17 protein-coding genes are annotated in these 14,754 nt (G+C 63.5%); 7 read left to right on the top strand and 10 right to left on the bottom strand.

The genetic code is table 11. The annotated features are described in order from the left end of the window. Positions 1-12: 12 nt before the first annotated feature. Together phoB and aroQ are read left to right on the top strand one after the other, a co-directional pair. On the top strand, positions 13-699 hold the full coding sequence (phoB, locus tag Q0094_RS12480) for a phosphate regulon transcriptional regulator PhoB (RefSeq protein WP_297620043.1): 687 nt from the start codon (positions 13-15) through the stop codon (positions 697-699). 231 nt (positions 700-930) lie between these two features. After that, positions 931-1,371 carry a type II 3-dehydroquinate dehydratase gene (aroQ, locus tag Q0094_RS12485; protein ID WP_297620229.1) on the top strand — a complete coding sequence of 147 codons (441 nt, stop codon included), beginning with the start codon at positions 931-933 and terminating at the stop codon, positions 1,369-1,371. Between the two features lie 69 nt (positions 1,372-1,440). On the opposite strand, the gene tsf is transcribed toward aroQ, so the two are convergent. Both tsf and rpsB read right to left on the bottom strand, forming a co-directional pair. Then, the gene (tsf, locus tag Q0094_RS12490) at positions 1,441-2,316 is read right to left on the bottom strand and encodes a translation elongation factor Ts (protein WP_297620046.1); all 876 of its coding nucleotides are present in this window, start codon (positions 2,314-2,316) and stop codon (positions 1,441-1,443) included. A 74-nt stretch (positions 2,317-2,390) separates the two neighbouring features. Next, positions 2,391-3,176: a 30S ribosomal protein S2 gene (rpsB, locus tag Q0094_RS12495; protein ID WP_297620049.1), complete on the bottom strand. Its 786-nt coding sequence runs from the start codon at positions 3,174-3,176 to the stop codon at positions 2,391-2,393. A 256-nt stretch (positions 3,177-3,432) separates the two neighbouring features. On the opposite strand from rpsB, the gene Q0094_RS12500 reads away from it, so the two are divergent. The 3 genes from Q0094_RS12500 to Q0094_RS12510 all read left to right on the top strand — a co-directional run bounded on the left by Q0094_RS12500 (position 3,433) and on the right by Q0094_RS12510 (position 6,053). Then, entirely contained in the window at positions 3,433-4,323 is an 891-nt protein-coding gene (locus Q0094_RS12500; protein ID WP_297620052.1) for a PfkB family carbohydrate kinase, read from the top strand. Then, entirely contained in the window at positions 4,320-5,243 is a 924-nt protein-coding gene (locus Q0094_RS12505; RefSeq protein WP_297620055.1) for a pseudouridine-5'-phosphate glycosidase, read from the top strand. Before Q0094_RS12500 ends, Q0094_RS12505 begins: the two co-directional genes overlap by 4 nt. Before the next feature lie 96 nt (positions 5,244-5,339). After that, the gene (locus tag Q0094_RS12510) at positions 5,340-6,053 is read left to right on the top strand and encodes a DUF502 domain-containing protein (protein WP_297620058.1); all 714 of its coding nucleotides are present in this window, start codon (positions 5,340-5,342) and stop codon (positions 6,051-6,053) included. Between the two features lie 32 nt (positions 6,054-6,085). Here Q0094_RS12510 and Q0094_RS12515 read toward each other — a convergent pair whose 3' ends face one another. Next, positions 6,086-6,961: a DMT family transporter gene (locus Q0094_RS12515; RefSeq protein ID WP_297620061.1), complete on the bottom strand. Its 876-nt coding sequence runs from the start codon at positions 6,959-6,961 to the stop codon at positions 6,086-6,088. A 210-nt stretch (positions 6,962-7,171) separates the two neighbouring features. Continuing rightward, on the bottom strand, positions 7,172-8,980 hold the full coding sequence (locus Q0094_RS12520; RefSeq protein WP_297620064.1) for an extracellular solute-binding protein: 1,809 nt from the start codon (positions 8,978-8,980) through the stop codon (positions 7,172-7,174). 281 nt (positions 8,981-9,261) lie between these two features. Between Q0094_RS12520 and Q0094_RS12525 the strand changes: the two genes are divergently transcribed. Beyond that, on the top strand, positions 9,262-10,047 hold the full coding sequence (locus Q0094_RS12525; RefSeq protein WP_297620067.1) for a 3-hydroxybutyrate dehydrogenase: 786 nt from the start codon (positions 9,262-9,264) through the stop codon (positions 10,045-10,047). Here Q0094_RS12525 and Q0094_RS12530 read toward each other — a convergent pair. The 3 genes from Q0094_RS12530 to Q0094_RS12540 form a co-directional block, all read right to left on the bottom strand. Further along, complete coding sequence (locus Q0094_RS12530) at positions 10,044-10,874, bottom strand: 1-acyl-sn-glycerol-3-phosphate acyltransferase (protein ID WP_297620070.1); 831 nt, start codon at positions 10,872-10,874, stop codon at positions 10,044-10,046. The two genes, Q0094_RS12525 and Q0094_RS12530, sit on opposite strands and share 4 nt — an antisense overlap. Continuing rightward, positions 10,871-11,644 (bottom strand): GNAT family N-acyltransferase, encoded by a 774-nt coding sequence (locus tag Q0094_RS12535; RefSeq protein WP_297620073.1) that lies wholly within the window; start codon positions 11,642-11,644, stop codon positions 10,871-10,873. Before Q0094_RS12535 ends, Q0094_RS12530 begins: the two co-directional genes overlap by 4 nt. Positions 11,645-11,814: 170 nt before the next feature. After that, positions 11,815-12,000 (bottom strand): DUF3553 domain-containing protein, encoded by a 186-nt coding sequence (locus tag Q0094_RS12540; RefSeq protein WP_297620076.1) that lies wholly within the window; start codon positions 11,998-12,000, stop codon positions 11,815-11,817. 15 nt (positions 12,001-12,015) lie between these two features. Here Q0094_RS12540 and Q0094_RS12545 point away from each other — a divergent pair, with 15 nt between their 5' ends. Continuing rightward, entirely contained in the window at positions 12,016-12,639 is a 624-nt protein-coding gene (locus tag Q0094_RS12545) for a histidine phosphotransferase family protein (protein ID WP_297620079.1), read from the top strand. 55 nt (positions 12,640-12,694) lie between these two features. Here Q0094_RS12545 and Q0094_RS12550 read toward each other — a convergent pair whose 3' ends face one another. The 3 genes from Q0094_RS12550 to Q0094_RS12560 are packed head-to-tail and all read right to left on the bottom strand — an operon-like array spanning position 12,695 to position 14,744. Next, complete coding sequence (locus Q0094_RS12550; RefSeq protein WP_297620082.1) at positions 12,695-13,213, bottom strand: gamma carbonic anhydrase family protein; 519 nt, start codon at positions 13,211-13,213, stop codon at positions 12,695-12,697. After that, positions 13,210-13,872 (bottom strand): guanylate kinase, encoded by a 663-nt coding sequence (gene gmk / locus Q0094_RS12555; protein WP_297620085.1) that lies wholly within the window; start codon positions 13,870-13,872, stop codon positions 13,210-13,212. Before gmk ends, Q0094_RS12550 begins: the two co-directional genes overlap by 4 nt. Beyond that, positions 13,872-14,744 carry a YicC/YloC family endoribonuclease gene (locus Q0094_RS12560; protein ID WP_297620088.1) on the bottom strand — a complete coding sequence of 291 codons (873 nt, stop codon included), beginning with the start codon at positions 14,742-14,744 and terminating at the stop codon, positions 13,872-13,874. The genes gmk and Q0094_RS12560 overlap by 1 nt, the downstream gene beginning before the upstream one ends. Positions 14,745-14,754 lie beyond the last annotated feature (10 nt).

Here is a 14,754-nt window from a genome sequence, read left to right on the forward strand (position 1 = left end):
GGGGTAGGGGCCATGGCTGGCGAACCACTTGTGCTTGTCGTCGAAGATGAACCCGCGCAGCGCGAGGTGTTGGCCTATAACATCCAGGCCGAAGGCTATCAGGTCATCAGCGCCCAAGCCGGGGACGAAGCTTTGGTCTTGGTGCGGGAAACGCCGCCCGATGTGATCGTTCTGGATTGGATGTTGCCAAATGTCTCGGGCATCGAAGTGTGCCGCCAGCTCAAGATGAGCACCGAGACCGCGCGCATTCCGGTCATCATGCTGTCCGCACGCTCGGAAGAGGTGGACAAGATCCGCGGTCTGGAAACCGGCGCGGATGACTACATCACCAAACCCTATTCCGTGGCCGAGCTGTTGGCGCGGCTGCGAACCCAGCTGCGGCGGGTGCGTCCGGCCACGGTTGGGGAACGCTTGGAATATGACGATATCCTCATGGATCTGGCCGAGCATCGTGTCTATCGCCAAGGTGAACGGCTTAACCTTGGGCCGACCGAGTTTCGTCTTTTGACCGCCTTCATGGAACGCCCCGGCCGCGTCTGGAGCCGCGAGCAATTGCTCGACCGCGTTTGGGGCCGTGACATCTATGTCGACAGCCGAACGGTGGATGTGCATGTCGGGCGTCTGCGCAAGGCGCTCAAGGCGGGCGATCATGGCGATCCGATCCGCACGGTCCGCGGGTCAGGCTACGCGCTGGGTTAGGGCCCACGCGTGCTTGTGGGGCGCGCGCCCCATTTGGCATCAGCAAATATCCTGTAATCTATATTATGTTAAATAGTCCGAATAGAAGCTTTGCGTCCCCGCCAGAGATTACATGCACAATCACTCGCAACTATCTGAAATTAAGCCATTTTGCTGCCCATCCTTGCGCGGTGGCACAAGCCCCTTTCGCAGGTGCTGAATTGCTGGCTATAGTCCACGCCAAAGGATGACATCATGCAGTTACTTGTTCTGAACGGCCCCAACCTGAACCTTCTGGGTACGCGCGAGCCCAAGATTTACGGCAGCACCACCTTGGCCCAGATCGAGGCCGATTGCGTGGCGCATGGTCAGACGCTGGGCGTGAGCGTGAGCTGTGCGCAATCCAACCACGAAGGCGCGCTGATCGATCATCTGCACGCGGCGCGTGGCACCATGGCGGGTGTGGTGTTGAACGCCGGCGCTTATACGCACACCTCGGTGGCGCTGCGCGATGCGATCACGGCCAGCGAATTGAGCGTGGTGGAATTGCATCTGTCCAACACCCATGCGCGCGAAAGCTTTCGCCATGTGTCACTGATCGCACCGGTCTGTGTGGGCGTGATCCAAGGGTTTGGCGCGGCGGGCTACCGGTTGGCCTTGTCCGCCCTGCACGGGCATCTCAACAGGCCATAGTGTCAATGAAAAACGGGGCAAGGATCGCCCCTGCCCCGTTTTCTTGGTTCTTCTTCAGGAAAAAGCGGTTTAGCCCTTGGCGACTTTGGCCACTTCTTCGGCAAAGTTTTCTTCTTTTTTCTCAATGCCTTCACCGACTTCCAGGCGCACAAATCCGGTGATCTCGACACCGGCTGCCTTGGCGGCATCGCCCACGGTCAGGTCGGGATTGACCACAAAGGCCTGATTGACCAAGGTGATGTCGGCCAGATATTTCTTCATCCGGCCATCGATCATTTTCTCGATCACGGCGTCGGGCTTGCCCGATTCACGCGCGATGTCGATCTGGATCTGACGTTCCTTGGCAACCATGGCCGGATCAACCGCCGATTCGTTGAGTGCCGCGGGATTGACGGCCGCGACATGCATCGCAACCTGACGGGCAAAGGCATCATCTGTGCCATTGATCGCCACCAGAACGCCGATCTTGCCCATTCCGGGTGCAGCGGCATTGTGGATATAGGACACGACCGTCTCGCCGGTCAGTTTGGCCATACGGCGCAGCGCGAGGTTTTCGCCGATCTTGGCGATGGCGTTGGTGATCACCGTCGCAACCGGGGTGCCGCCAATCTGCGCGTCGTTCAGCGCCGCCAGATCATCGACGGCCAGGGCAGCATCGGCAATGCTTGCGACCATGCCTTGAAACTCGGCATTCTTGCCAACGAAATCGGTCTCGGAATTCACTTCGACCGCGACGCCGACACCACCCGACACGGCGGCGGCCACAAGGCCCTCGGCGGCGGTGCGGCCGGATTTCTTTGCGGCCTTGGCCAGACCCTTGGTGCGCAGCCAATCGACCGCGGCCTCGAAATCACCATTGGTTTCGGTCAATGCCTTTTTGGCATCCATCATGCCTGCGCTGGTCGCTTCGCGCAGTTCTTTCACCATTGCAGCGGTAATCGCCATGAGCGTTCTCCTGAAGTCTTGGGGTGCGCGCAAGGCTTTGCCCTGCGCGCATGTCAATCAGATGACAAATGGTTTCAGTCTTCGACGGCGTCGTCGGCGACCAGATCTTCGACCAGCGTCTCTTCGACGGGCGCATCTTCGAAGGCCCCGATATCGACACCGGCGGTCTTGAGCTGCGCCGACATGCCATCAAGGGCCGCACGGCTGATCAGGTCGCAATAAAGCGTGATGGCGCGGGCTGCGTCGTCATTGCCGGGAATGATGTAATCCACGCCTTCGGGCGGGCAATTGGTGTCGACCACGGCCACGACCGGGATGCCCAGCTTGCGCGCCTCGAGAATGGCGAGGTCTTCCTTGTTCACGTCGATCACAAAGATCAGGTCGGGCAAGCCGCCCATTTCACGGATGCCGCCGAGCGAAGCCTGAAGCTTGGTCTGATCGCGTTCCATGCCCAGACGCTCTTTCTTGGTCAGACCATCCAGACCCTGCGCCGTCATCGCGTCGATTTCCTTGAGGCGGCTGATCGAGTTGGAAACGGTTTTCCAATTGGTCAGCGTGCCGCCAAGCCAGCGATGGTTCATGTAATACTGCGCACAGCGTTCGGCGGCGTCTGCGACGGGCTTTTGTGCCTGACGCTTGGTGCCAACAAACAAGATGCGACCGCCCTTGGCGACGGTGTCGCGCACAACCTTGAGCGCTTGTTCCAAAAGCTCGGCGGTCTGCGTCAGATCAAGGATGTGGATGCCGTTACGCTCACCGTAGATATACGGTGCCATGCGTGGGTTCCAGCGTTGCGTCTGGTGGCCGAAGTGAACGCCAGCTTCAAGCAGCTGACGCACGGAAAAATCGGGAAGCGCCATGTCGTGTTCCTTTCCGGTTTGCGCCTGGGGCGAAGGTTCAGGGTTTCCCCAACCGGTGGACGCAACAGGGATGTCTCCCCCGAAGGCCCGCCTTCGCCTGTGAAGTGAGCGTCGCCTTATGGGGTTTCCTCAGGCTTGGCAAGCCCCGTGTCGGTGGCAAGGCCCTGCCCCGTCCCGTCGCGCACCCGGTCGCAAGCGGCGTGGCGCAGGCACAAGCAGGATGGACGCATGCCGCGGCCAAGGTTACATCGGCATCATGCAGACAAAACCCGATATCTTGTGCATCGGTTCGGTCCTTTGGGACATCATCGGGCGCACCGATCTGGACATGATGCCGGGCAATGACAAGCCGGGGCGCATCCTGCGGCGGCCGGGTGGCGTTGCGCTCAACATCGCCATGATGATCCGGCGCTTTGGCGTTGCGCCCGCGCTTGTGTCGGTGGTGGGCGATGACGCGGCGGGGCGCGAATTGCGGGCCTGTTGTCAGGCGATGGGTCTGCTGTGCGATGCCCTGTTGATCGCGGCCGATCTGCCGACCGATCAATACATGGCAATCGAAGCGCAAGGCGCGCTGGTGGCCGCCCTGGCCGATGCCCATTCGCTCGAGGCCGCAGGCGCGCGCATTCTTGCGCCGCTGGCCGATGGGCGTTTGGGATCAGCGGCCGCGCCCTGGGCGGGTTTGGTGGCGCTGGATGGCAATCTGACCGAGGGGCTATTGGCCGAGATCGCCCAAAGCCCGCTTTTCGTGCTGGCTGACCTCAGGATCGCGCCCGCCTCCCCGGGCAAGGCCCACCGCTTGCGCCCGCTGCTCTGCCACCCCAACGCGACGCTGTATGTCAACCGCGAAGAGGCGGGCATTCTGACCGATACCCGCCCCGCCAATGCCGCCGCCGCGGCGCAGGCCTTGATCGCGGCCGGGGCGCGGCGGGTTCTGGTGACAGCCGGCGCCGAAATGGCGGTGCAAGCAACCGCCGCAGGCCAGATCAGCGCCATTCCCCCGCCGGTCGAGGCGCGGCGCATCACCGGGGCGGGCGATACCTTCATGGCGGCGCATATTGCCGCCGAACGCGCGGGCGCGGCCCCGCAAGTGGCGCTGGAACGCGCTGTGGCGGCCGCCGCGGCCTATGTCTCGGGAGTTGATCCATGACACCATCCTCCTCCCTGCCCCTTGTGATGTCGCCCGAGGTGGCGGCGGCACATGCAGATGGCGCGCCGATTGTGGCCTTGGAATCGACCATCATCACCCATGGGATGCCTTGGCCGCAAAATGTCGAGACCGCCCGCGCGGTCGAGGCGGCGGTGCGCGATGCGGGGGCTGTGCCCGCCACCATCGCGGTCGTCGCCGGCGTGATCCGCATCGGCCTTGAACCCGAGGTATTGGACCGGCTGGCGCAAGCGCGCGATGTCGCGAAACTGAGCCGCGCCGATCTGGCCGTCTGTCTGGCGCGACAGGGCACGGGCGCCACCACGGTTGCGGCCACCATGATCTGTGCTGCGCGGGCAGGCATTGCCGTCTTCGCCACGGGCGGCATCGGCGGCGTGCATCGCGGCGCCGAACTCAGTTTCGACATCTCGGCCGATCTTCAGGAACTGGCGCAAACCCCGGTAACGGTGGTGGCGGCAGGCGCCAAGGCGATCCTCGATCTGCCCAAGACGCTGGAGGTGCTTGAAACCCTGGGCGTGCCGGTGATCGCGGTGGGCCAGTCGCAATTTCCCGCCTTTTGGAGCCGCGACAGCGGGCTGGACGCCCCTTTGCGGATGGATGCCCCCGAAATGATCGCCGCGTCTCACAGCATGCGTGGCGCGCTTGGGCTGCCGGGTGGGCAGCTTGTGGCCAATCCCATCCCCGCCAGTGCCGAGATTTCCGCCGAAGCACTCGCGCCCCTGATCGCACAGGCACAGGCCGAAGCCGAGGCACGCCAGATCACCGGCAAGGCGGTCACACCCTTCTTGCTGCAACGTCTGTTCGAGTTGAGCCATGGCCGCACGCTAGAAGCAAATATCGCGCTGGTTCTGAACAATGCCCGGCTTGGGGCCGCGATTGCACGGGCACTGGCCAAAGGGTGATCACGGCACGCTTGTGCCTTTTGGGGCCGGCGCATACATAGGGCGCGAGATGACGGAACCCTCAATCTGGCTTCGGTGCGGGACGAGACGACGCGCATGAAACTTCCCGAAACACTCCCACCGCCCAAACGGGGCCTTTTCGCCTCGCTCAGGTCCAGCTTTCTGACCGGGCTTATCGTGATTGCGCCCATCGGGATTACCGTCTGGCTGATCTGGTCGCTCATTGGCTGGATCGACAGCTGGGTCTTGCCGCTGATCCCCGACGCCTACAATCCCGCCTATCTGCTGCGCCAACATACCGGCATCGAGATCGATATTCGCGGTATCGGCGTGGCCACATTCCTGATCTTTACCATCGCGGTGGGCTGGATCGCAAAGGGGTTGATCGGGCGTTCGCTGATCCGCTGGGCGGAAAGCGTGGTCTTGTCCATTCCGCTGATCCGCTCGCTCTATTCGGGCCTCAAGCAGATCGTGGAAACGGTGCTGCAACAGGGACAGCAGAATTTCGAGAAAGCCTGTTTGATCGAGCACCCGCGCAAGGGGGTTTGGGCCATCGCCTTTATCTCGACCACCGCCAAGGGCGAGATCGCGCGCCGCCATGGCCCGGAAGAGATGATCTCGGTCTTCATGCCGACGACACCCAATCCGACATCGGGGTTCTTGCTGTTCTTGCCGCGCAAGGATGTGATCGTTCTGGACATGTCGGTCGAGGATGCGGCCAAGCTGATCATTTCGGCGGGTCTGGTCTATCCCAACGGTCAAGATGCCAAGGCCGCCATCGAGGGGCCGGACAAGACAGCCGCCCAATAACGACAAGGTCAGCGCGCGCCGGCGTTCCGTGTTCAGCGTGCAACCGGCGTGGCGCGCGGCTGTCCGGTGGCATTCATCAACACCGCGCCCAACACAAAGACACCACCGATCAGGGTCGCGTGGCTGGCCGTTTCACCCAAGACCAGCCAGACCAGAAGCGGCGCCAACATCACCTCCAGAAGCGATATCAGGGTCAATTCGGCGGCGGGCACCACCCGGCTGCCGATGGTGTAAAGCACCATGCCGCCCGCCAGCGTCACCGCGCCCATGCCCATCGACCACGCCACATCGGCCCATGGCACCAGCAGCGCCGCACCCGTCACCGACGTCATGGCAAAGCCCGCCAGTGCACTGAGCACGCCACCCAACAGCACGATGGGCATGGGATCGGCGAGCGCGCTCTGCCTGAGGATGACGGTAAAGACCGCAAAGCCAACCGCACTGATCAGCGCGGCGATGTTGCCCGGCAATGCCCCACCCGCCAGCCCGCCTTGCACCATGACCACAATGCCGAACATCGCCACGGCGATCGACACCCATGTCCGCCGCCGAACCCGTTCGCCCAAAACGGCCCAAGCCAAAAGCGCCGTCAGGAAAGGGGATGCCGAAAACAGGAACACCGCATTGGCGATGGTGGTCGATTGAAAGGCATAGATCGCCCCACCAAAGGCAAGGATCAGCCCCAGACCGCCGACCACCCCCGCCCCGCCCATCGCCGTGCAGGCGGCAATCACCCGCCCCCGCGCGCGCCACATCACAAAACCCGCAATGACAGGCACCATGCCGACAGACCGCCAGAACAATACCGCCCACGCCTCGGCGCTGTCGATCTGGCGAAAGATCAGCCCATGCAACGACCACAGGCACGTGGCCAGAACCGCCAGCCCCACACCGGTCGCGTAGCGCATGATGGTCCCCCTGAACGTGATCAGCGCGGCCATCTGCACCCGGCCCCAGCATCCAGTCGCGCCCGGAACCGACAGGGCCATGCGCCGTTTTCAGACCATGCGTCGCGGTCGGCCAGGGCGCGCAAAAAGGGCGGCACCCTGCGGCACCGCCCCGGTCAAGTTTGCCTTTGTATCGGGCCCGGTCACATCACCCGGACCCTCAGGCGCCGCTCAGGGCTGGACCCACCAGACATCGGGCTGCCAGCCGATCCAGTCGCCATAGATCGGGATCACATCCGGAAAGCGCAATTCGGCGGAATGGGCGATCCGGCTGACCGGGTTGTGGAAGAACGGCACGACATACCGCTGGGCGGTCAAGACGCGATCCAGCGCGCGCACGGCGGCCACATAATCATCCTGGCTGTCCGACGTCAGCATCCGCCCGATCATGGCCTCGATTGCGGGATGACAGGCCCCCATCAGATTGCGCGACCCTTGCGTGTCGCGCGTGTCGCAGCCCCAATAGCTGTATTGTTCGTTCCCGGGGCTCAGCGACAGGCCATAGCGTTCATAGACCATGTCGAAATCGAAGGCGTCGCGCCGTTCTCGGAACTGGGCGGCATCCACGCGCGTGACATCGACGGCAATGCCCAGACGGGTCAGCGCCTCGGAATAGATGTTGAGGATTGCGTCGTTTTCGGCCGACCCGGTTTGCAGCAAGATCTCAAAGGCAAAGGGCGTGCCCTCGGGCGTGGTCATCACCCCGTTCTGAACGGTGTATCCCGCCGCCTCAAGCGCCGCCAGCGCTGCCGCGATGCCGCCGCGATTGCGCTCGGTCCCGTCCGAGACGGGCATCACATAGCCCTCAAGCGTTCCGGGCAAAAGATCGGCCGCAAAGGGCGCGAGGAATTCTGCCACCCGCCCCTCGGCCGGGCCGGGCTGCATGGAAAGCGGCGAATTGGCAAAATAGGAGGTGATGCGCGGATCAACCCCGCCATTGAGCGTCTGGTTGATGAATTCAGCCGGAAAGGCCTGGATCATCGCTTCGCGCACCTGCCAATCGGCAAAGGCCGCCTGCCGCGTGTTCATCACCAACCCCGTCATCCCCGAGGGGCGTTGATGCGGCACCTCGGCCAGCAACACCTCGCCCGAGCGCACCCGGGGGAAATCGTAATTGGTGGCCCAGGCTTGCGCCGAGGTTTCGCGCATGGTCGACAAGATACCGGCCGTAAAGGCCTCGAACATCGCGGTGCCATCGGCAAAGAATTCCATCCGCACCTCGTCGATCACATTGGTGCCGCGCCGAAACGGCAGATCGCGGCCCCAGTAATCGGGATTGCGGCGCAGACTGACAAAGCGGCCCGCCTCGAATTCATCCACCACATAAGGCGCCGAGGCGATGGGGATCACGTTAAGCCCCGATTGGGTGAAATCCACCCCATCCCATTGCCCCGCCTTGAGGATCGGGCGCAGACCCATGATCATGGCCAATTCGCGGTCGGGCTCGCTGAAGGTGATGCGCACAGTGCGCTCGCCCACCGCCGCAATGCCGGACACGCGGGTCCAGGCATTGAGATAGCGGGGATGACCGATGGTGCCCAAGGTTTCCATGGACCAGATCACATCGTCCACGCTCACCGGGCTGTCGTCCGAAAACCGCGCTTCGGGGCGCAAGGTGAATTCCACCCAAGCATGATCGGGGGCGACCGCGACCGATTCGGCCAAAAGACCATAGAGCGTAAAGGGTTCGTCCCATGACCGGCCCAAGAGCGATTCGTAGGCCAAAAGCCGCAATTGCCACGGCACCGACCCTTCGCGGATATGCGGGTTGAGGCTGTCGAAGCTGCCCGTTTCACCCGTGACGATCCGCCCGCCCGTGGGTGCATCCGGGTTTGCATAGGGCAAATGGGTGAAATCAGGCGGCAGAGCCGGCGCACCATACATTGCGATGCCATGCATCGGTTGCGCCATACCTGCCCCAGACAGCACCACAGACAGGGCCATGGCACCTGCCAGTCGCGCGAAAAACGGTGTCGTCATGCCCGATACATCCCCTCTGTCTCCAAGGCCAATGGGGGCAGGCTATCTTTTCGGGAACGGCAAGGCAACTTTTGGGTTGGACATCAGCCGACCTTTTGCCTATGTCTAACGCACTGCTCGATAGGTTTCTTGCCTGTATGAAACCTGCCTCAATAACTGGACGCCGGCCTTGCGCCGGCGTTTTTTTTGGCGTGGCGCGGGCTTCTTGGCGCTGTTCTGTGGGTCATCCAGCGGTTAGCTTGCAGGCATGACAACAGCTTGACCAAAGGAACCGCGAAATCATGGCCATCACGACCAGCCTGTCGGGCAAGACCGCCATCATCACCGGATCGAATTCGGGCATCGGCTTGGGCGTGGCGCGTGAACTGGCGCGTGCCGGGGCTGATGTGGTCTTGAATTCCTTTTCCGACCGGGCCGAGGATCACGCGCTGGCCGCAGCGCTGGCCGCGGAGTTTCGCGTGCGCGCGCGTTATATCCGTGCCGACATGTCCAACCCCGCCGACTGCCGTGGGCTGATCGCACAGGCCGGTGCCTGTGATATCTTGATCAACAACGCCGGCATCCAGCATGTCGCCCCGATCCCCGTATTCCCGGTCGAGAAATGGGATGCCATCATCGCCATCAATCTGAGTTCCGCCTTTCACACCACCGCTGCCGCCCTGCCGATGATGCGGGCGGCGGGATGGGGCCGGGTGATCAACATCGCTTCGGCCCATGGCCTGACCGCCAGCCCTTTCAAATCCGCCTATGTGGCGGCCAAGCATGGGATCGTGGGCCTGACCAAGGTGACCGCGCTGGAAACCGCCGAGGAACCGATCACCGCCAATGCGATCTGTCCCGGTTATGTGCTGACACCGCTGGTCGAGGCGCAGATCCCCGATCAAATGAAAACCCATGGCATGGACCGCGATACCGTCGTGCGCGAGGTGATGCTGGCGCGCCAGCCCTCGCGCGATTTCGCCACCGTCGAACAGATGGGCGGTACGGCCGTGTTCCTGTGTTCCGATGCCGCAGCCCAGATCACCGGCACCACGATCAGCGTGGATGGCGGCTGGACCGCGCTTTAGGCGCGGATCTCGGGCGGCAGACCGCCGCGCACCTCGGCTTCGGCCATGGCGGCCAAGGTCTTGCGGTCGGGAAAATCGGCGACCCTGAGGGGCGTGTGATAGATCACCTCGACCCCGCCTTGTCGCGGGGCGGCCAGAACCGACAGGATGGCGGGTGCCAATGCCATGTCGCCCCACCAGCCATAAAACACCCCATCCTCCCCCTCGGGCGCGCGATAGACCAGCGTCACGGGCTGGATCCACATCACATCGCGCAAGCGGTCGGACCGAAATGCCTGAAAAAGCGTTGACTTGAAGGGCAAGACCCGCCGCCCGTCGGTCGATGTGCCTTCGGGGAAGAACAACAGCCTGTGGCCCGCGCGCAGCCGGTCCTCGAAAAGCCGCGTCTGGGATGCGGCCTGTCGCGGATCGCGGGCGATGAACACCGTGCCTGTGCCGCGCGCCAGCCAACCGATGCCCGGCCAGCCCGCCACCTCGGATTTGGCCACGAAATAAAGCGGCTTGCCTGCGTTCAGCACAAAGATGTCCAGCCAGCTGACATGATTGGCCACATAGGCCCCGGGCTGTCGCATGGGTCGCCCCCGCATCCACCGCGCCAGCCCCAGCACGCGGCATGACATCACACAAACAAATTGCGTGATCATCGGCGTAACGGGTCGATCAAGGCCAAAGATCAACCGCTCGGGCAGGCGCAAGATCAACAGCAGCGGAAAACACACCACCAACAGCACCAAAAGCGCCCCGCCCCGCCGACCCACGCGCAGCCAATCGGCTGGTCCCAGCACGCGCGGTGCGGGTTCCTCCAGCCCATGCCATGTCTGGCTCATGTCGCACCGCCCCTTTGATAGATGGCGCGCGCCTTGTCGGGGATCCGGGCGACATCCATCACCAGACAGACATCAATGCAGTTGAAGGCGCGGTCGCAATAGGCGCCCTGCCCCACAAATCCCCCCAGCCGCAGATAGGCCTTGATCAGCGCCGGGATCTCGCGGATGGCCGTCGGCCGATCCAGTTCGCTCTGGGCGATCAGATCCATGCGCTGAAATCCCGCGCTGCGCGCCACCGGGCGCAATTCGGGCGGCGCCAGATGCCGGTGATGCAACAGCGACAAGGGCCCCGCCAGCGGCGCGGGATCAAGCCCCTGAAAGCTGGCCACACCAAACATCACCTCGATCCGATGGGCGGCGATGTAGTCGGCCAGCCCCGCCCATAGATGCATCATCGCGGTGCCGCCACGATAGTCACGATGCAGACAGGACCGCCCCAGTTCCAGCAGCCGCCGCCCCGATCTGCGCAGCGGCCCGAGATCATATTCCTGTTCGGAATAGAATTGCCCGGCCGCCGCCGCCCCGGATTGCGTCATCACGCGATAGACACCGACCACCGATTGATCCTCGGGCTTGCGCCGATCAATCAGCAGGAGGTGATCAAAAAACGCGTCAAAGCGATCCACTTCCCGGCGGGCGACATGATCGACCATCGGCCCATCGGCCCCAAGCTCATCGACAAAGACCGCATAGCGCAGGCGCTGCGCCGCGTGCAGATCCTGCGCGCTGGCGGCAAGGCGTAGCTGGAAATGGCTGTCGTCGATCTGCATGTAAGGGCGCGCCCCTGACCCCGGCCTTGGCGCTTTGGCCTTTAGCAGGCCAGAGGGCGCTTGCAAACTGCCGTGGGATTGCGCGCAGGCCTGTGGATGGCGTTAAACTGATCTTAACTGGCGCGACCTAGCCTTTGGCACGTTTTGGACGGTGCGAGGACAATGATGATTCAGACACGGTATTCGATCTGCAGCCGGATATGGCGTGCCTCCAGCACCAGCTTGCCCTGGTTTTCGAAATTCACCGTGATCTTGCCGCCGACATTCGACTGCACCTGTCCCAACCCCCAATCGGGTTGGTCGAGCGCGCGCACGAACATGCCCGGCTCAAGGATCGTGCTCAGATCATCTTGCATGGAAAGGTCACCTTCATGATGGATCAAGCCCCCCAGAGCCAGCGCACGCTTGCCGAATTGATCAGCTCGCGGCTTTGCCATGATCTCGTAAACCCGCTGGGGGCAATCGGCAACGGGGTCGAATTGATCGAGATGACCGGTTCAGCCCGCGGCCCCGAGATGGAATTGATCCGCGACGCGGTGCGCGACGCACAGGCGCGGCTGCGCTTTTTGCGCATCGCATTCGGCGGCGCTGGCGCCAACCAGACCTTGAGCGCGCGCGAAGCCCGGGCCACGGCGCAAGCCCCGTGGCAAAGCGGGCGCCTTCAGGTCAGTTGGACAGCAGGCGGCGATCTGCCCCGCTTGCGGGTCAAATTGGGGTATCTGATGCTGCTTTGCGCGGAATCGGCGCTTCCCATGGGCGGCGAGGTAACCCTGTCGCAAGACGCGGGCGGGCATATCCGTCTGGATGCGCAGGCCCCGCGCGTGGCGGTCGATCCGGCCCTGTGGTCGGTGCTGCATTTCGGCATGAACGCGGCCGGCCGCCCGCTGCGCCCGGCCGAGGTGCAATTTGCCGCCCTTCACGCCACCGCCACGCCGCTTGATCTGACGATCAACTACGTCGCGCGCGCGGATGGGGTGTCGCTGTCAACGAATTGACCGCGCCGCTTGTCCCAACGGGGCTACGCCACCGGATGCAAGCACGGCATGGCGATCAAAGCGCGACCAGGCCCGTGCGAAACCGGCGCATCCGGTCGCGGTAATGGGCGGCCGAGGCCAAAAGCCGTTCCTGAGCCGTGGCATCAAGCGCGCGCACCACCTTGCCGGGCATCCCCATCACCAGACTGCCGTCGGGGATGACCTTGCCTTCGGGGATCAGGGCGCCCGCGCCGATCAGACAGCCCCGGCCGATCATCGCGCCGTTCAGGATCGTGGCACCCATGCCGACCAGCGAACCATCGCCGATGATGCAACCATGCAGCATCGCCTTGTGACCTATGGTGCAATTGACGCCGATGCGGATCGGATAGCCCATGTCGGTGTGAAACACGCAGTTTTCCTGCACGTTCGAGCCCGCGCCCACGCGGATTTCCTCATTGTCGCCGCGCAGACAGGCACCGAACCAAAGGCTTGCGCCCGCCTCCAGCACCACGCGCCCCATCACATGGGCGCCGGGCGCGATCCATGTGTCGGCGTCGATCTCGGGGGCGACCCCGTCCAATGCATAGATCATCCATGACCCTCCTCGAATTCCTGTTGCAGGCGGCGCACATGGTCAGCCAGGCCCGGCTGTTGTTCCCGGCGCAATCGTTCGGCGGTGATGATCGTGGCCAGCCGGGCAAAGGTTTCGTCCACGTCATCATTGACGAGCACGTAATCATACCCGTCCCAATGGCTGATCTCGTCCCAGCTTTTTTGCATGCGCCGGGCGATCACCTCGGGGCCGTCCTGACCCCGCGTAACCAGACGGCGGCGCAATTCGGGGATCGAGGGCGGCAGGATGAAGATGGACAATGTATGGCGCCCCAACGCGGAATTGCGGATCTGCTGGGCACCTTGCCAGTCGATGTCGAACAAGACATCGCTTCCCGCCTCGATCGCCGTGCGCACAGGTGCCATGGGCGAGCCGTAGAAATGGCCAAAAACATGCGCATGTTCCAGCATCGCGCCCTCGGCCACCAACCCCTTGAAATCGGTCTCGGACAGAAAATGGTAATGCACCCCGTCCTGCTCACCGCTGCGCGGGGCGCGCGTGGTGGCCGACACCGAAAAGCGCAAGCTTGGGTCCCATGCCATCAGACGGCGCGCCAATGTCGATTTCCCCGCGCCCGATGGCGAAGACAGAATGATCAACAGACCGCGGCGGGCCACCGGATGGGCGCTATGCATCATCACTCCACGTTCTGAACCTGTTCGCGGGTCTGGTCGATGACCAGTTTCAGGTCAAGCCCGAGCGCCGTCAGCGCGCCGTCTTGCGCCTTGGAACACAAGGTATTGGCCTCGCGATTGAATTCCTGCATCAGGAAATCCAGCTTGCGCCCCACCGCGCCGCCTTGGGCCAAAAGATCGCGCGCGGCCCCCACATGGGCGCGCAGGCGGTCGATTTCTTCTGTCACATCGGTCTTGAGCGCCAAAATCGCCATTTCCTGAAGCAAGCGCGCCTCATCCAGATCGGTCTGATCAAGCAGCGCCGCCAGTGCCGCGCGCATCCGGGCGGCATGCGATGCGCCGCGCGCTTGTGCGGCTTGTGCTGCCGCCTCGGTCAAGGCGGCCAGCTTGTCGATCTGAGCCAAAAGAACAACGCCAACCGCCGCCCCTTCGGCCCGGCGCATCTTGTTGAAGGCGCCAATCAATTCCCCGGCTTCGGCCATAAGCCGGTCGGGATCAGGCAGGCCCGCCGCCCCCTCGCCAGCCTCGGTCGCCCCCTTCAGCGCCAGGATTTCGGCGGCAGTTGGGGGCGCCAAGATGATCCCTTGCGCATCCGCCATCACCTGAAGGCGCGCGATCTGGTCCAGTGCCGCTTGCAACCGCTGCTCATCACCCCCGCCCAGCACGCCGGCACTGCGCGCCAGCTTCAGCGACAGCGTGACCGCGCCGCGCGTCACGGCCTCGGACAAGAGCCGCCGCAAGGGGGCCTCCAGCGCGCCCATCCCCTCGGGCAGGCGCAGCCGCAGATCAAGCCCCCGCGCATTGACCGAGCGAAGGTCCCAATTCCAGCCAAGCCCCTGCCCATCGCCACCGTCCATGGCGGCAAACCCGGTCATCGAGGTGATG

Origin of the sequence: uncultured Roseicyclus sp. (assembly GCF_937892565.1) — a bacterium.
GTDB lineage: Bacteria > Pseudomonadota > Alphaproteobacteria > Rhodobacterales > Rhodobacteraceae > Roseicyclus.